Origin of the sequence: Bradyrhizobium sp. CCBAU 65884, assembly GCF_028128835.1 — a bacterium.
Taxonomy (GTDB): domain Bacteria; phylum Pseudomonadota; class Alphaproteobacteria; order Rhizobiales; family Xanthobacteraceae; genus Bradyrhizobium; species Bradyrhizobium ottawaense.
On sequence record NZ_LBJU01000133.1, the window covers coordinates 241,411 to 261,346 of the forward strand.

At 66.9% G+C, this 19,936-nt stretch carries 17 protein-coding genes; 6 read left to right on the plus strand and 11 right to left on the minus strand.

Annotated features, from left to right (window positions below):
- Positions 1–123: 123 nt before the first annotated feature.
- From XI03_RS37490 to XI03_RS37505, 4 genes are read left to right on the plus strand one after another with little or no spacing between them, the layout of a single operon-like run.
- Positions 124–570: a hypothetical protein gene (locus XI03_RS37490; protein WP_095425660.1), complete on the plus strand. Its 447-nt coding sequence runs from the start codon at positions 124–126 to the stop codon at positions 568–570.
- Positions 567–1,688 carry a DegT/DnrJ/EryC1/StrS family aminotransferase gene (locus XI03_RS37495; protein ID WP_095425661.1) on the plus strand — a complete coding sequence of 374 codons (1,122 nt, stop codon included), beginning with the start codon at positions 567–569 and terminating at the stop codon, positions 1,686–1,688. The genes XI03_RS37490 and XI03_RS37495 overlap by 4 nt, the downstream gene beginning before the upstream one ends.
- Positions 1,685–2,452, plus strand: coding sequence for a class I SAM-dependent DNA methyltransferase (locus XI03_RS37500; protein WP_271594937.1), 768 nt, complete (start codon positions 1,685–1,687; stop codon positions 2,450–2,452). The genes XI03_RS37495 and XI03_RS37500 overlap by 4 nt, the downstream gene beginning before the upstream one ends.
- Complete coding sequence (locus tag XI03_RS37505; RefSeq protein WP_095425663.1) at positions 2,449–3,657, plus strand: glycosyltransferase family 4 protein; 1,209 nt, start codon at positions 2,449–2,451, stop codon at positions 3,655–3,657. The genes XI03_RS37500 and XI03_RS37505 overlap by 4 nt, the downstream gene beginning before the upstream one ends.
- Positions 3,658–3,667: 10 nt before the next feature.
- Here XI03_RS37505 and XI03_RS37510 read toward each other — a convergent pair whose 3' ends face one another.
- Positions 3,668–5,248 (minus strand): hypothetical protein, encoded by a 1,581-nt coding sequence (locus tag XI03_RS37510; RefSeq protein WP_271594938.1) that lies wholly within the window; start codon positions 5,246–5,248, stop codon positions 3,668–3,670.
- A gap of 45 nt (positions 5,249–5,293) precedes the next feature.
- On the minus strand, positions 5,294–5,974 hold the full coding sequence (locus XI03_RS37515) for a hypothetical protein (RefSeq protein WP_097668475.1): 681 nt from the start codon (positions 5,972–5,974) through the stop codon (positions 5,294–5,296).
- 334 nt (positions 5,975–6,308) lie between these two features.
- Between XI03_RS37515 and XI03_RS37520 the strand changes: the two genes are divergently transcribed.
- Complete coding sequence (locus XI03_RS37520; protein ID WP_271594939.1) at positions 6,309–9,920, plus strand: autotransporter domain-containing protein; 3,612 nt, start codon at positions 6,309–6,311, stop codon at positions 9,918–9,920.
- 35 nt (positions 9,921–9,955) lie between these two features.
- Here the strand turns inward: XI03_RS37520 and gspM are convergent, their stop codons facing one another.
- The 9 genes from gspM to XI03_RS37565 are packed head-to-tail and all read right to left on the minus strand — an operon-like array spanning position 9,956 to position 17,412.
- On the minus strand, positions 9,956–10,537 hold the full coding sequence (gspM, locus tag XI03_RS37525) for a type II secretion system protein GspM (protein ID WP_271594940.1): 582 nt from the start codon (positions 10,535–10,537) through the stop codon (positions 9,956–9,958).
- The gene (locus XI03_RS37530) at positions 10,534–11,571 is read right to left on the minus strand and encodes a PilN domain-containing protein (RefSeq protein ID WP_271594941.1); all 1,038 of its coding nucleotides are present in this window, start codon (positions 11,569–11,571) and stop codon (positions 10,534–10,536) included. Before XI03_RS37530 ends, gspM begins: the two co-directional genes overlap by 4 nt.
- Before the next feature lies 1 nt (position 11,572).
- The gene (locus XI03_RS37535; protein ID WP_271594942.1) at positions 11,573–12,487 is read right to left on the minus strand and encodes a general secretion pathway protein GspK; all 915 of its coding nucleotides are present in this window, start codon (positions 12,485–12,487) and stop codon (positions 11,573–11,575) included.
- Positions 12,484–13,203, minus strand: a complete 720-nt coding sequence (locus XI03_RS37540; protein ID WP_095425669.1) for a general secretion pathway protein GspJ — start codon at positions 13,201–13,203, stop codon at positions 12,484–12,486. Before XI03_RS37540 ends, XI03_RS37535 begins: the two co-directional genes overlap by 4 nt.
- On the minus strand, positions 13,200–13,595 hold the full coding sequence (locus XI03_RS37545) for a type IV pilus modification PilV family protein (RefSeq protein WP_095425670.1): 396 nt from the start codon (positions 13,593–13,595) through the stop codon (positions 13,200–13,202). Before XI03_RS37545 ends, XI03_RS37540 begins: the two co-directional genes overlap by 4 nt.
- Positions 13,573–14,067, minus strand: a complete 495-nt coding sequence (locus XI03_RS37550) for a prepilin-type N-terminal cleavage/methylation domain-containing protein (RefSeq protein WP_095425671.1) — start codon at positions 14,065–14,067, stop codon at positions 13,573–13,575. Before XI03_RS37550 ends, XI03_RS37545 begins: the two co-directional genes overlap by 23 nt.
- Positions 14,030–14,485 carry a type II secretion system major pseudopilin GspG gene (gene gspG / locus XI03_RS37555; protein ID WP_095425741.1) on the minus strand — a complete coding sequence of 152 codons (456 nt, stop codon included), beginning with the start codon at positions 14,483–14,485 and terminating at the stop codon, positions 14,030–14,032. Before gspG ends, XI03_RS37550 begins: the two co-directional genes overlap by 38 nt.
- Before the next feature lie 23 nt (positions 14,486–14,508).
- Positions 14,509–15,720 (minus strand): type II secretion system F family protein, encoded by a 1,212-nt coding sequence (locus XI03_RS37560; RefSeq protein WP_095425672.1) that lies wholly within the window; start codon positions 15,718–15,720, stop codon positions 14,509–14,511.
- A gap of 3 nt (positions 15,721–15,723) precedes the next feature.
- Positions 15,724–17,412, minus strand: a complete 1,689-nt coding sequence (locus XI03_RS37565; protein ID WP_370157221.1) for a GspE/PulE family protein — start codon at positions 17,410–17,412, stop codon at positions 15,724–15,726.
- A 138-nt stretch (positions 17,413–17,550) separates the two neighbouring features.
- Between XI03_RS37565 and gspD the strand changes: the two genes are divergently transcribed.
- Entirely contained in the window at positions 17,551–19,935 is a 2,385-nt protein-coding gene (gene gspD, locus XI03_RS37570; protein ID WP_097668470.1) for a type II secretion system secretin GspD, read from the plus strand.
- The last annotated feature ends 1 nt before the right edge of the window (position 19,936 follow it).

A 19,936-nucleotide genomic window follows, 5' to 3' on the forward strand; every position in this document is an offset into this window, starting at 1 on the left:
CGCATCGGCTGGCGGAGCAATCGTCATGATCCGTCCACCCTTGACGGTCCCGGCCAAAATGGCCAAAGTGCACAGCGGGACAGCTATCTCTCTCTAATCACAGCGATTTTTTCGAGGCCCACGATGGAACACGTCGAACAAGTTCGATTCGGCGACCAGCTCTACGCGATCATCGTGCGGGCCTCGTTCCGCGAGCCGGGCATCCACTTCTTTTCGACGCCGGAGCTGTCCCAGCAGCTCGCCTTCATGAGCCATCCGCAAGGCAAGACCATCGAGCCTCATCGCCACAACAAGGTGACGCGGGAGGTGCACTACACCCAGGAAGTCCTGCTGATCCAGAAGGGCAAGCTCCAGGTCGATTTCTACACGGTCGAGGAAAAATATCTCGAAAGCCGCGTGCTCGGTGCCGGCGACATCATCCTGCTCTGCAGCGGCGCTCATGGTTTCCACGTGCTCGAGCCGCTCGAGATGTTCGAGATCAAGCAAGGTCCCTATTCCGGCGAGAACGACAAGACCCGGTTTGCCGAAGCCTCCCCGTCCGAAATCCGGATCAAAGGCCCAAACCCGTGACCGCACCGTTCATTCCCGTCAACACGCCGCTGCTCGACGGCAACGAAGCCGATTATCTCGCCGAATGTATCCGGACCGGATGGATCTCCTCTGAGGGACCGTTCATCAAGCGCTTCGAGCAGGCAATGGCCAAGGCAGCGGGACGACGACACGGCATCGCCGTCACCAACGGCTCGGTCGCGCTCGATATCGCCGTCCACGCGCTTGGCCTCGATGAGGGGTCCGAAGTCATCATCCCGACCTTCACGATCATCAGCTGCGCCGCCGCCCTGGTGCGCGCCGGCCTCGTCCCGGTCGGGGTCGACTGCGATGCCGCGACCTGGAACATGACGGCCGAGGGTGTGGAAGCCGCGATCACGCCCCGCACGCGCGCGATCATGCTGGTCCACATCTACGGTCTACCGGTCGATCTCGATCCGATCCTGGCGCTGGCCCGCAAGCACGATCTGAAGGTGATCGAGGACGCCGCCGAGATGCACGGCCAGACCTATCGCGGCGCGCCCTGCGGCAGCTTCGGCGAAGTCTCGACCTTCAGCTTCTATCCGAACAAGCACGTCACGACCGGTGAAGGCGGCATGATCCTCACCGACGACGACGCGCTCGCCGATCGGCTGCAGGGCTACCGCAATCTCTGCTTCCAGCCGCAGCAACGCTTCGTCCACGAGGAGCTCGGCTGGAACGCGCGCATGACCAACCTCCAGGCTGCGCTTGGCGTCGCCCAGGTCGAGCGTCTGCCGCGCACGGTCGAGATCAAGCGCCGGATCGGCCGGCTCTATGACGAACATCTCGCAGGCCTCAACCGCATCCGCCGCCCCGTCGCCCGCACTGGCTATGCCGACAACATCTACTGGGTCTACGGCGTCGTGTTGAACGACGACGTGCCGTTCGACGCCAAGGAAGCGATGCGGCGCCTCGGCGAAAGGGGCATCGGGACCCGGCCGTTCTTCTGGTGCATGCATGAGCAGCCGGTGCTGCGCCGGATGGGCCTGATGCGCGACGAAAGCCATCCGAATGCGGAATACATCGCCCGGCGCGGTTTTTACCTGCCGAGCGGGCTTGCCCTGACCGACGACGAGATCGCGCGCTCGGCCGCGGCGCTGAAGGAGATCCTGGCGTGACGGTGTTCGCCGACTACGCGCCCTGGTATGATCTTCTCTATCAGGACAAGGATTACGCGGCCGAGACGGCATTCGTCGAAGCGCGCCTGCGCGACCACGGCGTTTCCTCGGGCAAGCTGCTCGATCTCGGCTGCGGCACCGGCCTGCACGCGCTCGCCTTCGCGCGCCAGGGGTGGAACGTTGCGGGCATCGATCTCAGCGACGAGATGATCGCGCGCGCCAAGACGCGCGCCGGGCAAGCCGGGCTGTCGATTCCGTTCCGGCAGGGTAATGCCTGCGAGACGGGTCCCGAACGCGATTTCGATGCAGTGGTGTCGCTGTTCCACGTCGCAAGCTATCAGACCAGCCGCGATGCGCTGACGGCCATGTTCCGCACGGCCCATGCGGCGCTGAAGCCGGGCGGCGTCTTCTTCTTCGACTATTGGTACGGCGGCGCGGTGCTGGCGCAGGGCGTCGAGACGCGCGTCAAGGTGATCGAGCAGAAGCCGCTGCGCCTCACCCGCATTGCGCAATCCGATCATGACGAACAGGCCGCGACCGTCACCGTGAACTACACCCTGTTCTGCGAGGACCTGGATCGCGCCACGATCAAGCGTGTCGATGAAGCGCACCACATGCGCTACTGGTTTCCGTTCGAGATCGACGCGGCGCTCGTGGCAAGCGGCTTCCAGGGCGCCGCTCACGCTGCATGGTTGACGCAGGACGCGCCGAACTCGAAGAGCTGGGCGGCCTATGCGATCGCCAGAAAGAGTGTTGCACCGTGAGACCGCTGCGGCTCGCCGTGATGCTGGAACAGGCGCTCGAGGTCGGCGGCGGCTTCCAGCAGCCGCTCAATGACCTGCTCTGGCTGCGCGACTGGGCGGCCAAGTCGGGCAACGAGATCGTGGTGTACTCGCCCTATCCGAAGACCCTGGACATCCTGAAGGAGTTCGGCGTCGCGGCGCGCCTGCTCAAGTTCGGCCCGCTCGACCATGTCTTCCTGTTCCTGAAATATTGCGGGCCGTTCGATCTCGTCCAGATCGCGCTGAAGCTGAAATCGCCGTTCGAGCGTGCGCTGATCCGCGACGGCATCGACGTCGTGCACTTCACCTCGACCTCGAAGCGGCACCTGCTGCTCTACGAACTGCCGTTCATCATCACGATCTTCGACGGCTGCCACCGCGACGCGCCGGAGTTTCCGGAAGTGAGGACGTTCGGCGAATTCGAGCGCCGCGAGATCCTGTTCGGCCTCGCCAGCACCAAGGCCGCGGTGGTGATCGTCAACGCGCCGGAGCTGGTCGACGATCTCTGCCGCCGCTATGCCATGGAAAAGGAGCGCGCGGTCTGTATCCCGTTCTCGCCGTCCACCTATGTCAGCCAATCCACGTCCGACGCCGCCGACGACGAGGCGGTGCTGTCACGATATCGCCTCGAGCCCGGCTATCTGTTCTATCCAGCGCAATTCTGGCCGCACAAGAACCACATGACACTGCTCGCGGCGCTCGCAAGCTTGCGCGAGCGGGGCATCACCGAACGGCTGGTGCTGTGCGGATCGGATCGCGGCGGCCGCGACAAGATCGATGCGGCGATCCGCACCTTTGGCCTGTCGGACCAGATCTCCATCATCGGCTTCGTCGAGTCCGCCGAGCTCGGCGCGCTGTATCGCGGCGCCGCGGCGCTGGTGATGCCGAGCTATTTCGGCCCGACCAATCTTCCACCGCTGGAAGCCTGGGCGGTCGGCACGCCCGTGATCTATCCCGAGGCCTTCAAGGCCCAGGCCGGCGACGCCGCGATCCTGTTCGACTATGACGACCCGCGCTCGCTCGCGGATGCGATCGTCAGCCTGCGCACCGACGGCACGCGCGAGCGGCTGCGCGCGGCCGGTCACCTCCGCCTTGCGCAGTTTGCCGAGGAGACCAACGCCGGCCACCAGCAATTCGCCCGCCATCTCGAACGATTGAAGCACCGTCTGGCATTGACCGCGCGTTGAATAGCAACAGCTAGGCAGGAATCAGCGCCCGCAACCGCTCGCGCAGAGTTGTGCTCAACAGCGGGCTTGCGAGCATGCCCACCACGGTCAGCCAGATCGCGCATTCGACGATGAAGTGCACGAGCCCGCTCCCCGGCACCAGTACGATGATCGCCTGCCCGATCAGCCAGCCTGCTCCCACGACAATAACGGCCATGAGCATCAGGAAGGCGATGTGCTTGAACGGATGATGCAGGGTCTGGCGCATGACGATCAGCGCGAGCAGTCCGAACTGGATGAGGATGTCGCTTGCGACCACCGCGAGCGCGGCACCAAGCGGCCCCAGATGCGGGATCAGGACGAAGGACAGCGCCAGGAAGACCACGAGCTGGAGGCCCTTGGTCCGGATCAGGAGATCGCCGCGATTGCTGTGATTGGCAAAGACCAGAGCCAGCAGCGATGGCGCGACGGCCGCCGAGCCGAGCAGCAGCGTCACCGTGAGCGGCGCGTCGTAGGGGATGCTGCCATGGGTCCACAACGCGAAGAAGTCCGGCCAGAACGGCAGCAGGCCCGCGACGATCAGGCACGCCAGGGCCGTCACGAACGCCGAGCCGTGGGCGTAGAGCCGGCGCAGCCGATCCTTGTCGCCGACCGCGTGGTCGTGGCCGAGCTCGGCGGCGAGCGGCAGCGTCACCTGGAGGCAGAGACCGCGCACCAGGCTCGCGATCACGCGCGTCAGGCCCCATTGCGCCACCGCGACGCGGTTCGTGACCAGCGCGGAGACGAGCAGCACGGGGACGTTGACGAGCGCAAGCTCGGTGATGTTGGCGACCGCGAAGGGCACCGCGCGGCCGAATTGCCCGAGGCTCCAGCGCAGCGATGGCGACACCAACGGCGGCTTGCCGGCGCGGCGCAGGAACGGAAACAGTCGCGGCGCGTCGAACGCAGCGAGCAGGATCGCGAACAGGAGCTGCATCGACACGAAGGCTATCGCGACCGCAAGCAGGCTGCCGAACAATGCGAGCGCCGCAAGCTGGGCGATCTGTCCAAGCAGCAGCGCGGCGTTTTGCAGCCAGACCGTCCGGCCGTAATGGCCGCGCACCCGATAGAGGCCGGAGACGAGGTTGGCGGGGACGGTCAGAAGCATGCCCAGCGTCATCACCAGCATTGCAGCATCGAATGTCGGCGCGGCCTGAAAGCCGAGCACCGCCGATGGCGGCGCGAGGACCACCGCCGCGCATAGCAGGACACCCAGCCCCGCCACGATGGCGAGATAGATCCGCAGCAGGGCCGAATAGAAATTCGCCGTGCGCCCGTCGCAATCGGCGCAAGCCTTGAACGCGAGAAAGCGGTTGATCGCGCGAAGCTGCAGTCCGGCATCCGCCACGACGACGAGGCTTCCCGCCGCATAGATCGCGAGCCAGGCCGCGAGCATGTCGCCGGTCCAGACATGCAGGAAGGCCGGGATGAGCAGGAGCTGCTGAGACAGCCCCAGCGCCATCTGGACCAGGTTGGCGGACCAGCCCTGCAAGAGGCGGCGGCCGCGACTGATGCCGGCAGGTCTGCTCGAGCCGTCGGCCGTGCCGGGCCCGTCAATTTGCTTGTCGGTCAAGCCGCGTCCTTCCCGTCAAGCAATCGGCCGCGCGCCCACGAGCGCTCAGAGCCCATCCGACTCGCCGTTCTTCGGCGTCGAGCGCGGCACGAAGGGGGAGAACGATGGATCGGCCGGGCCCGGCATCGTCAGCTTGCCCCCGGCATCTGCCGGCGGGCTCGCGGCAGCGGCAGGGTCCGGCCGCTGGAGCACCAGCACCTCGCTGCGCTCGCCCTGCTTGAACGTCACCTCGCGCGGCTGCACCGAGGTCAGCGACCAGCCTGCGAGCGATTCGCCCTGCCGCAGACGCACGACCTTCTGATCGGTGCGGTTGACGAGAATTGCGATCGCATCGCCCTCGCCCACCACGGCCCCGACCAGCGACAACGGCGGCGGCGCCTCGACTGGCTTGGGCAGCGGCGCGGGACTTTCCTCGACCGGCGATGCGGCGACCGCGCGCGGCGGCGGCCGGCGCATGGCCGAGAAGATCGGGCGTTCCTGGGTCGCGGTCAGCGCCGAGAGCGGCACCGACCACAGCGGATTGCCGCGAGGAATGGGCTTGCCTGGCGCCTGCTGCGCGGGCCGCGCGATCGGCTTCATCGTCCCGACATCGACACTTTCAGCTGGATTGCCCGCCGCGTCGTCCGACAGGACATCAACGCGCGATGAGGTGGCCGCCATGGTCCCGGCCATGCCCAGAACCATGCACAGCGCGGCCAATCCTGTCGGCCTCAGCCACCCGGACATCGACATTCCCCTGCGACCATCGGCCGCGCCACGCGACGGCGAGGCATCCGCGCCAAACTAGTTCCGATCTGCGGCGTCATCAACCCACACCGTCCGGCCCAACCCGACGCGCAGGTCCAAATCTGCCCCGCACCTGTTGCAATGCATGAATATGTTGCCCGATGGCCACGATGGCTGAAAATGCAAAGCGAAACAGGGAGGAAGCCGGCGCAAATGGATATCCGTTCATTGCAGGCCGTTGCGGCGCCATGAGATCATGGCATGGGCGCCGGGCCTCGGCACGCGCCCCGGTTGCATGTTTGCGATGATTTCTTTGCTGATTTGAGACGATCGGATGGCTGGACCGACAATGGCAGGTGGAAGGATTGGATACGGGCTGCGATCCGTCACGCGCCACTCGCTGGCCATACTCCTCGCCACCACGGCGCTCGGCGTCGTCGCCGCGCATGCCGTGGACGGCACGTGGACCGGCGGCTCCTCCGACTGGACGGATCCAACCAACTGGTCCTCCAATCCGAGCGTGCCCGACGAGACCGCAACCTTCACCAACACCGGAAGCACGGCGGTCGACAACAACAACGGTGTCGTCAGCATCGGCACGATTCAGTTCGCGAACACCTCGCAGGCTTATACATTCACGATCGGCAACCCGTTCATCGTCAACGCCACGGGCATCATCAACAACGATACGGTCAATACCCAGACCTTCCAGGTCACCTCCGGCAACAATCTGGTGTTCCAGAACAGCAGCACCGCGAGCGGCGGCGCCGGGGCCGTGACGATCACGAACGATGTCGGCGGCAACGTCAACTTCATCCAGGACAGCACGGCGGGAACGGCAAGCCTCGCCAACAGCGGCTTCGTCACGTTCGAGGATTCGGCCTCTGCCGGCAGCGCCCAGATCACCAACAACGCCACCGGTCAGATCGATTTCTTCACCAACGCCTCGGCCGGCACGGCGACGATCAACAACGGCGCAGGCGGGGTGCTGAACTTCCACAACACCACCACCGCCGCCACCTCCTCCATCATCAACGACGGAACGGTGAATTTCGACGGCTCCGCCACCGCAGGCAGCGCCACGATCACCACCAACAACGGCGCGACGACGAACTTCACCGGCACCTCTAGCGGCGGCAGCGCCAAGTTCATCACCAATGCCGGCGGCACGGTCGACATCTCAGGCCTGGCCAGCGGCGGAACGACGGCCGGCTCGATCGAAGGCGCCGGCAATTATGTTCTCGGCGCCAACACGCTCACCACCGGCAGCCTCAACACCTCGACCCAGGTCGACGGCATCATCTCCGGCACCGGCGGCCTGACCAAGGTCGGCACCGGCACGCTGACGCTGGCCGGCACCAACACCTATGCCGGCGCAACGACGATCTCGGCCGGAACGCTGGCGATCTCGGGCTTTGGCAGCATATCGTCATCCAGCGTCGTCACGGTGGACACGACGTTCGACATCTCGGCGTCCGCGGTTCCGTTCAACGCCATCACGACGCTCGCCGGCAGTTCCTCCGGCGTCGTCAACATGGGCAGCAACGGGCTCGTGATCACCAACGGCTCGACCGAGTTCGCGGGGGTGATCCAAGGCACGGGCGGGCTCGAGGTTTTCGGCGGAACCCAGACGCTCTCGGGCGTGAACAGCTATAGCAACGCCACCCAGATCGACGCGGGCGCGACGCTGGCGCTGAAGGGCAGCGGCTCGATCGCGAATTCGCTCTACGTTGGATTCGCCGGCGCAGGCGCAACGTTCGATATTTCCCAGACCACGTCCGGCGCGTCGGTGACCCGGCTCTTGTCGTTCGGTCCCAACGGCGTCGTTGCGCTGGGATCGAAGACGCTGACCGTCACGGTCGGCAATTCCTTCGGCGGCGTGATTCAGGACGGCGGCATCGGTGGCGGCACCGCCGGCAACCTCGCCATCGCGAGCGGAGCCCTGCAGCAGCTCTACGGCATCAACACCTATACAGGCACCACGACCATCGCGAGCGGCGGCGAACTGGATCTCATCAACGGCGGCGGCAGCGACGGCAGCATCGCGACCTCGAGCAATGTCATCGCCAACGGCGTCTTCGACATCTCGGCCTTGAGCACCGGCACCTCGATCAGGTCGCTGTCGGGCTCGGGCGCGGTCAATCTCGGCGCCAACACGCTGACGATCACCAATGGCAACAGCACCTTCGCCGGCGTCATCGACGATGGCGCCGCGGGTGGCGGCCTCACGCTCGCCGGCGGCACGCAGACGCTGACTGGCATCAACACCTATACCGGCGCCACCGCCGTGAACGGCGGCACGCTGGTGGTGGACGGCTCGATCCTGAATAGCCCGGTCACCGTCAACGCCGGCGGCACCCTCGCCGGCAGCGGCACGATCGCCGGCGTCGGGGTCAATGGCGGCACGCTGGCGCCCGGCAGCGCGGCGAGCCCGTTCGGCCCGATGACGATCAGCGGATCGCTGACCTTTACCGCCGCCTCGACCTATCTGGTGCAGGTCTCCTCGACCAACGCCAGCCTCACCCAGGTCACGGGCGCGACCGACCTTGGCGGCGCGACCGTGCGCGCGAACTTCACCTCGGGCACGGTCAAGAAGCAGTACACGATCCTGACCGCGGCCGGCACCCTGGTCGGCAGCACCTTCAATCCGACCGTTTTGTCGAACATGCCGACGCTCAACGCGACGCTGAGCTACGACGCCAGCACCGTGTTCCTCAACGTCAACGTCAATTTCGCGCAAGGCGGCGGGCTCAACGTCAACCAGCAGAACGTCGCGAACACGCTGACCAATTTCTTCAACACCACCGGCGGCATTCCCGCGGCCTTCGCTGCGCTGTCGCCGGCGGGGCTGACGACCGCCTCGGGTGAGCTCGGCACCGGCATCATCCAGTCCGCGATCAATGCCGACGGCCAATTCCTGAACCTGATGCTCGACCCGACCGTCGTCGGACGCAGCGGCGGCTTCGCCAAGGCGGGCAGCGTCGCCCAGTTTGCCGAGGCCGATAACGCAGCCTCCTATGCGTCGATGCGGCCGGCCACCGCGCGCAAGCGCGAGGCTTATGCGATGGCGACCAAGGCGCCGCTGCTGTCCTCGCAGCCGAGCAGCCGCTGGAGCGTCTGGACCGCGGGCTATGGCGGCTCGGCCGAGGTCGGCGGCAATGCCACGGTCGGCTCGCAGGATTTGACCGCGCGGGTCTGGGGCGGCGCGGCCGGCGCGGACTATCGGGTCTCGGTCGACACACTGGTCGGCTTCGCGCTCGGCGGCGGCGGGCTGAACTATTCGCTCGCCAATGCGATGGGCTCGGGCTCGGCCGATTTGTTCCAGGCCGGCGTCTATGGCCGGCACAATTTCGGACCGGCCTACATCTCGGCCGCACTCGCCTATGGCTGGCATGACGTCACCACCAACCGCACCGTAGCGCCGGGCGGCTTCGACCAGCTCCAGGGCCGCTTCAAGGCCGACACGTTCTCGGCCCGCTTCGAGGGCGGCTATCGCTTCACGACGCCGCTGATCGGCATCACGCCCTACGCTGCGGCACAGGTGACGAACTTCAACCTGCCGAACTATTCCGAAGTCAGCCTCAATGGCGGCGGGCTGTTCGCGCTGAATTACGCTTCGCAATCGCTGACCGACACCCGCTCCGAGCTCGGCCTGCGCACCGACAAATCGTATGCGATGCAAAACGGCGTGCTGACGCTGCGTGGCCGCGCCGCCTGGGCGCACGACTACAATCCGGACCGCGCCGTCACCGCTCTGTTCCAGACTTTGCCCGGCACCAGCTTCGTCGTGAACGGCGCCAGGGTCGATGCCGACTCCGCGCTCGTCAGCGCCAGCGCCGAGATGAAATGGTTGAGCGGCTTCTCGATCGCCGGCACCTTCGACGGCGAGTTCTCCGGCAACGTCACCAGCTATTCCGGCAAGGGCGTGTTCAAGTACAGTTGGTGACCCGGCGAGCCCGCCGGTGAGCTGACGATCCTGCCCTACTTCCCCGCCTGCCACTGGCCCGAGACGCCCAAAATCACCCTGACGCGACCGGCGCCGGCGTCGCTCAACGCCGTCGTCTGCGGCACCTGGACGTCGAGCTGATCGACGAACAGGAACGGCATGCCGGCCTCGAGATCGTACAGCAGCCTCTGGAGCGCCGGCTGCTCGAGCTCGCAGCTCACGACGAGGCCGACGAAGCCGTCCTTCGCTTGCGCGCCGGAGACGTCGACCTGCGAGGACTGAATCTGGCCGCCGACATTGCCGACCGCAGCGGCAACGCGCTGCAGCAGATTGGCGCCGGCGACCGTCACGGTCGGTCCCTCCAGGAACGGCGTGCCGGGATGCTCGGCCATTGCCGCCGCGGCGTTCTTGGTGCCGCCCTTGCGGCCGCGAAACTGGTCGAGCAGGTCGGAGGTCTGCACCAGCGCCTGGCGATGGGCGAGAATTTCGGCGATCGACAGCCCCGCCGTCAGCAACAGCGCGCCGGCAACCGCCACATAGAGCGTGACCGCGATCAGCGGCGAGCTCGCAAGCGCCCGCGCGACCGCATTGCCGCCGGTGACCTTTGCGCTGCTCATGGCACGTTCCTCGGCTCGATCTGCGCCTCGATGTGGAAGCGCTCACCGGGATCGGAGGAGTTGCGCGTGGTCGGGGCGTAAAAGGTCGCGCGGGTGAAATGCTGCGACTGCTCGATCAAGGGGATCAGCGAGGGCGCATCGCGGGTGATACCGCCGATCTGCAGCTTGTTGCCCGCCAGATGCAGCTCGGTGACATAGGTGTGGTCCGGCAACACCCGGCTCAGCGTTTCCAGCACGATCACGCTCGCCGGCGCCTCGTATTTGCGGCGTTCGAGCAACGCGAGCGGCGAGCGCTCGCCACCGTCGCTGCCGCGGAGCGCGGCGCGGCGCTGGGTGATCTGCCGTTCGAGCTCCCTCTCCTGCGCGCTGAGGCTGTCGGCCAGATAGCTTGCTGCGACCGATCCGGCCACCGCGGCGACGGCGGTGAGAGCCAGCACCACTTGCAGCGCCCGGCTCAGCCGCGCCGGATCGACCGCGCCGCGCGATCTCTGCTCGAACACCTTGATGCGTCCTCCCGCGGTCGCCTCCGTCGCGATCGCGATCGCCGACGGATGGAACGGGGAGACGGCCTCGACATAGCTCATCGCCAGCTTGCGCGGCGCGGCGGCGATCTCCGTGGTGATACTGTCGCTGCCATGCGGCGCCGGCGCGCGGCAGCCGAACACGGCTTCGCTCGCGTTCCACGGCGTCAGCCGGTCGATCTGCGCCCGCACGATACCGTCGAGGAAATCGGCCGCGCGCGCCGGCAGCTCCAGCGGACGAAACAGGAAGCGCGACGGCCGCAGCACGATCTCGACGCGGCTGCCACGGACGATCTGCGCGAGATTGGCGCCTGCAAACTTGCCATCCGCGAACGCGATCTCCTTCGGGGCGTTCTCCGCCTTCGCCGCCTCCAGCGCGAACGCGCCGGTCTCGCTTTCGACCAGCCGTACCACCCGCGGCGACACGGTCCGCTCCAGGGCGCGCACGAGCGTGCCGGCCACGGTGCCGGTCCAGGCATCGAGAATGGCGCGGAGGGAATCGAGCGAGCTCATCTCACAGAGGCTTTCCGGCGGAGCCGTCGACGGCGTTGTGCCACGACAATACACGATACGGCTCATCGCCGCTTTCGAGAAGCAGGATGACGATCTCGGCCGAGCTCCGCCGATGCGACGGCAGCTCGACCGCGACCGTCAGCCGGTACGCCTTCGAGCCCTCGACCGTCACATTGGTGCCGCCGGCAAGCCCGACCAGGGCTCGGGAATCGACGTTGGGGTCGGCGCGGTCGCGCAGCACCTGTTGCAGCATCCCAGGCGTCATGCCCGGCAGCGCCGCCACCACCTGCGGCGCGGCGTCGAGCACGTTCACCGCCCGCATGTTGCTGAACACGGTGACGAAGGGCAGCACGCGCTCCACGACCGCGGCCGGAATGCCGCGCACCAGCCAGAGCTCCTCGCTGTGCGGAAACGGCGCGTGGCGCGGCAGATAGGGCGCGCCGAGCGTACGATAGTAGGAATCCTCCGGATTGTCCTGGCCGGGCTCCGTCGACGAGCGCCAGGCGAGGATCCGGTCGGCATAGACGGGCGCATCCGTCGCGGACACACCGAGCGCCGTCATCAGGCCCGACAGCAGCGGCTTCGGCGCCATGTTGAGATCGACGCGCGCCGCCTCCGAGCGGAACGTCACGCTCACCCGTCCAGCACCGACGCGGGCATTGAAGGTGCCGCTGGTCGGACGCGTCGCCTCGTTCTGCGCCGTCAGGCGGTAGGCCGCAAGTTCGATCCCCGCGTTCACCAGCGCATCGGCCTGTACCCTGTCGGCACTGACGGCGACCGTGACCGCCGTGTTGGTGACATAGGTCAGGTAGATCAGCGCCAGCGCCGCCAGCGCCGCCAGCATCCAGAGCACGGCGACCACGATGAAGCCGCGGCTCTCGGCAAGCCTCGCCTGGTCGTGCCTTGAGCCGCTCACAACTGCTGCTCCTGTTTCTCCGCCTGCTGCGGCCGGGTACGCGCCGTGACGCAAGTCGCCGGATTCTTGGCCCGCGCGCATTCGGCCGGCGCCGTGATGTGCGGGACCACCGCGCCCGAGACCGCGAGCACCTGGCCGGTCGCGCTGTCGCGCACGGTGATACGGATACGGTCCGGCAGCTGCGCCTGCCCGCGCCAAATCGGCTGCCACTGACCGTCCGGTCCGGCATAGGCGAAGCTCACGCGGAACGGCGCCCGGATCAGCACGACCTGATCGACGAAGCGGATCTGCCCGTCGGTGGGCATCGGTTGGAACGGCGCGCGCTCGCGCACCAGCGCCAGTCCCTGCGCGTCGGCCTTTTCGATCAGGCGGACGAATTCGAGGCCCGGACGCGTGCTCGGACCGATTGCCGTGCGCAGGAAGGTGACCGACAATTCGGCGCCGTCGAACAGCGGCACCCTGGCATCGCCATTCAATGTAATTTGCTCCGCAACCGTGAGGTCGGCGACGATGCGGTCGAGACCGGTTGCGAGACGCTCGGCCCGCTGCACGCGGGCAATGCCGCGATTCCAGTTCGGCAGCCATTGCGCCGTCACGGTCGCCAGCGCCGCCAGGATGACAGTCATCAGCAGGGTTGCGAGCAACACTTCGAGCAGGGTGAAGCCGGCTTCGTCGGCAAGTGTGCGGCGCAGGCGCTTCATTGCCAGACGCTTCATTGCGAAGCCCTCGGCACCAGCTTCACCGTCGTGACCTGGATGGCGCTGCCGTCGGCGCGCTGGAGGCGCAGATTGACGGCCAATGGCATGAAGCGATCGCTGGCGGGATCGCCGCCTGGCACGTTCATCGGCGCAACGTCGACCCGCCAGCGGCTGCCGGCGAGATCGCCGCTGCGCCGGCCGGGCTTCAGCAGGGAGCGCGCCGGCAGGTCCGCAAGCAGGGTCTCGGCCGTGCCGGCGAGTGCCAGCCGCTGGTCGATCGCGCGCGTGCCCTTCGCCGTCGTGGCGATGACCGAGCCGATCGTCCCGAGCACGACCGCGATGATCGCGAGCGCGACCAGCGCCTCGATCAGGGTGAAGCCGGCGTTATCAGAGCAGCTTCTGCGGGACAATCTCGACGCCTCCGGTCAGCCAGTTGACGCGCACCTCATATCCCATGCCGGGCCGCGCCAGCGCGATCACCCCGCCGCACGACATGCCCGATGGAAAGAAATCGATCGACCGCCCCGCGGCCCGGTCGGCACAGCGCGAGGCCAGCATCGCCTGCACCACCACGTCGCCGGGCAAGCGGATGGTCCGCCCGGTGACGCCGGAACGAATCGCGCGCGCCTCCGCATCCACCTGGGTCGCCACCCTGGTTTGCCGGCGCAGCGCGGCGTTGCGGTCGGCTTTCAGCAGCGCCGCAGTCTCGACCGCATAACTCTCCAGCCTGGCCCGCGTCGTCGTACGCGGGACAGCCGGCAGGATGATCGCCGCGAGCAGGCCGATGATCGCGAGCACGCACAGGATCTCGATCAGCGCAAAGCCGCGCGTCTCGCCAATGCCCTCAGCGCGCGCCGCTGACAATGTCGGCCGCCGTTCCACTGCCGCCTTCCTGACCGTCCGACCCCAGCGATATGATCTCATAGGGCGCGCTCGCGCCCGGCGCGCGATAGACGTAGATGTGACCCCAGGGATCGCTCGGCACGACTCCGCCGCGCAAATAGGGCCCATTCCAACCCGCCTGGTTGGAGTTGCGGGTCAGTGCGGAGAGGCCTTCGTTCGACGTGGGATAGCGGCCGAGATCGAGAAAGTAGAGATCGAGCGCGCTGGAGAAGCTCTCGATCTGGATCTTGGCCGCCTTCGCCTTGGACTCGCTGAGATAGTTCAGCACCCGCGGGCCGACCAGCGCCATGATCATCCCGATGATGGTGATGACGACCAGCATCTCGACCAGGGTGAAGCCCGCCTCCCCGCGGGCCGCGCGCCGACGACCCCGCTTTGACGATCGATGTTTCGTCACCTCAAATCCCTCCAACTATCAATTCAACCGACAATCTGGCTCACCGACATCAGCGCCGTCATCACCGACGTGATCAGGCCGCCGACGACCAGCGAGATCGCGATGATTGCCGCCGGGCCCGCGATGCCGACGGCGCGGTCCAGCGTGCGCTGCAATTTGGCCTCATAGAATTCAGCGACGCGGCCCGACAGCATCGGCAATTGCCCGGTCTCGTCCCCGAGCCGGAGCATGCGCACCGCCATGGCGGGCAGCGCCTCCGTCTCGGCCAGCGCGTCGGACAGTTTCGAACCATGGCGAACGCGGTCAGCGGCATCGCTCCAGACCGCGGACGGGCCGGTCGTCGCCATCATGTCGACGAGGATGCGCAGCGTAATGGTGAGATTGACGCCGCTGCCGAGCAGCAGGCCGAGATTGCGGCAGAACAGCGCCGTCCGGTACGCGCTCATCACGTTGCGGATTGCCGGCAGCCGCGTGATCGCATTGGCGACGGCGCGGCGGACGCGCTCTTGCCGAAGCAGCAGCCACGCCACCCCGATAGTGACCGCAAGACCAGCCAACACCGCATCGGAATTGCCGCGCAGGAAGGTGGAGATGTTGAGGAAGACGCCGACGACGGGATCGATCTTGGCGCCGAAATCCTGCAACACGGATGCGAACTGCGGCAGCACGAAGGTGAGGAAGAACAACAGCACGCAGCCCGCCGCGCCCAGCACGAACAGGGGATAGCGGATTGCATCCGACAGCCGCCGCCGCAACGCCTCGCTGCGGGTACGCTCGCCGGCCAGCACCTCCAGCACCTGGTCCAGCGATCCCGAGGCCTCGCCGACCCGCACCAGCGCGACATACATTGGCGGAAACAGCCCCTCGTGCCGCGCCAGCGCTTCGGCAAAGCTCTCGCCCGCAACGACCCGCGAACGGATGTCGGCAACGACCGGGCGCAGGCGGCCGAAATCGGGATCGGTCGCGAGCAGCTCCAAGCCGTCGTTGATGCGGGCGCCGGCGCGCAACAGCAGCGCAAGGTCGCGGGTGAGGATGGTGACGTCTTCCGGCTTCGGCCTGTTGAAGAGGCTGGACACGCGGCCCGCCGAGCCGCCCTCCTCCGGCGTGACATTGTCGACCAGCACGAGACCGAGCCGCTCGATCCGCTGCGCGACGTCGCCCGGCGCAGGCGCGGCAATGGCGCCGGAGACCAGTTCGCCGTTGGCGTTGAGCGCGCGGTAGCGATAGTTCGGCATGCGTTAGCGCACCGTCGTGACGCGGAAGACCTCGGGCACGGTGGTGAGCCCCGCCCGGCATTTGGCCACCGCATCCTCCAGCATCGTCGTCATGCCGCCCCGCATCGCGGCGGCGTCGATCGAATGGGAGTCGGTCTGCGGGCCGATCAGCGCGCGCACCTCGTCGGACATTTCGAGGATCTCGAACACGCCGTTGCGGCCGCGATAGCCGGTGCCGCCGCAGCGTTCGCAGCCGCCGGCCGCGTGCACGACCTCGCCGCACTTGAAGCCGATCACCGCAAAGCGCGGGTCCTCGGCGAGATCCGCCTCGGTCAGCGCATGCGGGACCTTGCAGCGGTCGCACAGCACGCGCACCAGGCGCTGCGCCACCACCGCGCGCAGCGTCGACTTCAGCAGGAAGCCCTCGATGCCGAGATCGATCAGGCGCGGTACGGCGGCCGCGGCCGTCTCGGTGTGCAGCGTCGTCAAGACGAGATGGCCGGTGAGTGCCGCGTGAATCGCGATATGCGCGGTCTCGGCATCGCGGACTTCGCCGACCATGATCACGTCGGGGTCCTGGCGGACGAAGGCGCGCATGGCGGAGGCGAAGGTCAGTCCGATCGACGGCTTGACCTGGGACTGGTTGATGCCGGGAATCTCGTATTCGACCGGATCCTCGATGGTGAGGATCTTGCGCGTCGGCTCGTTCAGGATCGACAGCATGGTCGCGAGCGTCGTGGTCTTGCCGCTGCCGGTCGGTCCCGTGACCACGATCATGCCGTGCGGCATCGCGAGCAGCCGCGTCATCACGCTCTCGTCGCGCGCGGCGAGACCGAGCTTGCTCATCTCCAGCAGGCCGCGGTCGCGCGGCAAGAGGCGGATGACGGCGCTCTCGCCGTGCTGCGTCGGCATGGTCGCGACGCGGACGTCGATCTCGCTGCGCCCGACCCGCACGCGGGCCGCGCCGTCCTGCGGCAGGCGCCGCTCGGCGATGTTGAGGCTGGCGAGAATCTTGATGCGCGAGATCAGCGCCTGCGGCGGAATGCCGTGCGGCGACGGCAGCGCGCGCAACAGGCCGTCGACGCGCATGCGCACCGTGAGCCCGGCACGGAACGGCTCGACGTGGATGTCGCTGGCACGCAGATCCACCGCGCGTTCCAGGAGATCGTTGAGCGCGCGCACGACCGGAGCGCCGCTGGCGAGATCGCGCAGGCTCTCGATGTCGTCGTCTGACTGCTGCGCAACGTTCCTGCCGCTTCGATCGGCATTTGCATCGTCGGCATCGGCCCGTTGATCGAGCACCGTGGTGATGTCCTCGTATGAGGCGACGACGACATCGACCGGTGCTCCGAACACGATTTCGGCGGCGCGAATGGCCGCCGTGTCGGAGGGGTCGGCGACAGCCAGCCGGAAAACATCGTTGGGCGCACTGAAAGGAAAGATGGTGGATTCACGCAGGAAGCGGCGCGAGAAGCCGTCGAGGCAAGGCGTGGCCGCGAGCAGTTGCGGAAGGCTCAGCCGCGGCAGACCAAAATGGTCGGAGACTTCATCCGCGAATTCGGCCGCGGAAAGATCGGTGGCCTCCCACAATTCACGCAAGGGACGCGTGAGCGCGGGGGTGGCCGATTTGTCGACATGGGCATGCGCCCGCGGCGGCAATGAGTATTTTTCCAGGAGGTGCTGTCGGAAGCTATCTGCGGAGCGGTCGCGCATCGCATTCACAGCATTGACCTTGTTACCTGAATGCAACAACCTCGACGGGACATGGAGCGCCCTTTGCCCTTGACTTATTTATTAGCAAAAACATAATCGTGGCGCAAATTATTGCGCGTCCGAACCAAGGGGGATCGGATGCAATTTTCAATCACTTCCAGCGTTGGCAGGCGTATTTTGTTTAAGGTGGTCCAACCGCTTTTGCGCCTTCGCTCAGCGTTGTCTGGAACGCTCCTCCTGCTGTCGTCCGCCTTCGTGCTCGGCGCCTGCATCGTGACCGCCGACCAGTCGATCGAAGCCGATCCAAAGGACCCGCGCGCCCAGGACATCGCCGACAAGGTCCGCTCCCTCGATCTCCAGCCACGTCAACCTGCGGATGCGGGCGCCAGCGGCATTGCGCAGGCAAGATCCTCGAAGCCGGCGATCTATCTCAGCGATGGTGCAACGCCGCAAGGCGGCGCGCTGGCCGAGCGCGACGATGCCGGCGGCAGCGGTTACGACCTCAATTTCGAGAACGCGCCTGTTACCACCGTCGCAAAGGTCATTCTTGGTGATGTACTCAATGTCGGCTACACGATCGACCCGCGGGTACAGGGAACCGTGACCCTGGCCTCGGTGCGGCCGGTGCCCAAGGCGGATGCGCTCTACGTGCTGGAGAACGCGCTACGCATGTCCGGTGTCGCGCTGGTCCGTGACCGCGCCGGCTATCGCCTGCTGCCGGCGCCGGAGGCCGGTCCCGGCGGCGTCGACCGCTCGTTGAACGCCGCAGCCGGCCAGGGCGTCACCGTGGTGCCGCTGCGCTACGTCTCGGCGCAGAATATCTTCAAGCTGCTCGATGCCTTCGGCGTGAAGGCCCAGACCATGCGTCCCGACAGCGCCCGCAACACGCTGATCGTCAGCGGCAGCGGCACCGACCGGGCGACCGCGGTCGACACCATTCTCTCCTTCGACGCCGACTGGATGCGCGGGCAATCGGTCGGCATCTTCCCGGTGCGAAATTCCACGCCGGAGCCGCTGATCGCCGAGATCGAAAAGATCATGGATTCAGGCGAAGGCGGCCTGGGCCAGAACGTGGTGAAATTCCAGCCGATCGGCCGGCTCAACTCGATCCTGGTCGTCAGCCAGAAGCCCGAATACCTCAAGCGTGCGCAGACCTGGATCGCGCGGCTCGACCGCTCCGATACGGACGGCGTGAACCTGAAATCCTATCCGCTGCGCTACGGCAACTCCAAGGCCGTGGTGGCGCTGCTCAATGAGATCCTGTTCAGCCAGAGCGCGACCAGCAGCTCCTCGCTCGACAATTCCGCGGGCCAGATCTCGCCCGGCTCGGGCATCGCGACGTCCTCGTCCGGAACCAATCCGATCGCCTCGCTCAGCGCGCTTCCGACTGCCGCCTCAGGCGCAGCAACTCCGGTCACCGGCGCTCCCGGCTCGGCGCTGGCCGCGCGCCCCGCCCCCGCGGCGGCCGGCGTGCCCGGCCAGGACAACGGCTCCGGCTCGCTGCTCGGCACGGGCGCAAAACCCGTCAACAATGCCATCCTTCAGAACGTGCGGATCACGGCCGACGTCACCAACAACGCGGTGCTGGTCTATGCCAACGCGGAATCGCAACGCGTCGTCGAGCAGACGATCCGGCAAATCGACCGGCCGCAGCGCCAGATCGCCATCGAGGCGACGATCGCCGAAGTCACGCTGAACGACGCATTGAACTACGGCGTCCAGTTCTTCATCGCCAGCAAGCACGGCTCGGTCTCCAACGTCATCGGCGGCGTCAGCAACAGCGCCTCGGTCGGCAGCAACATCGAGCAGCAGACCGGCGCGGTCAACGCCGCCGCCGGCGCGCTGCTCGGCCGCGCGCTGCCCGGGTTCAACTTTCTGATCGGGGCGGAAAACTCCCCGCGCGTGGTGCTCGATGCGCTCCACAACGTCACCACCGTCAAGGTGCTGTCCAACCCGTCGCTGGTCGTGCTGGACAACCAGCCGGCGACCTTGCAGGTCGGCGACCAGGTGCCGTTCTCGACCGGCACCGCGACCGTGCTGACCGCGAACAACACCGTCGTCAACACCATCGACTACAAGAACACCGGCATCATCCTGCGCGTGCTCCCGCGCGCCAACGCCAACGGCAACGTCGTGCTCGACATCGAGCAGGAGATCTCGAGCGTCGCGGCCGGCAGCACAGGTTCGCTGACGCCGACGATCTCGCAGCGCCGGGTCAAGAGCTCGATCGCGGTGACGAGCGGCCAGACCGTGCTGCTCGCCGGCCTGATCAGCGAGACCGAGAACAGGCAACGCCAGGGTATTCCGATCCTCGATTCCATACCCGGCGTGGGCGATGCGTTCTCGCACCAGGGCACGACGCGCGCTCGCACCGAGCTGATCCTGTTCATCCGCCCGACCGTCATCAAGGACGGCGTCGATGCGCACGTCATTGCGGAGGAAATGCGCAGCAAGATGAACAGCCGCCTGGTCGGCACCAGCAATCCCGTGGTCACCGTGAACCCGCCCAAGGCGGCGCGCTAGG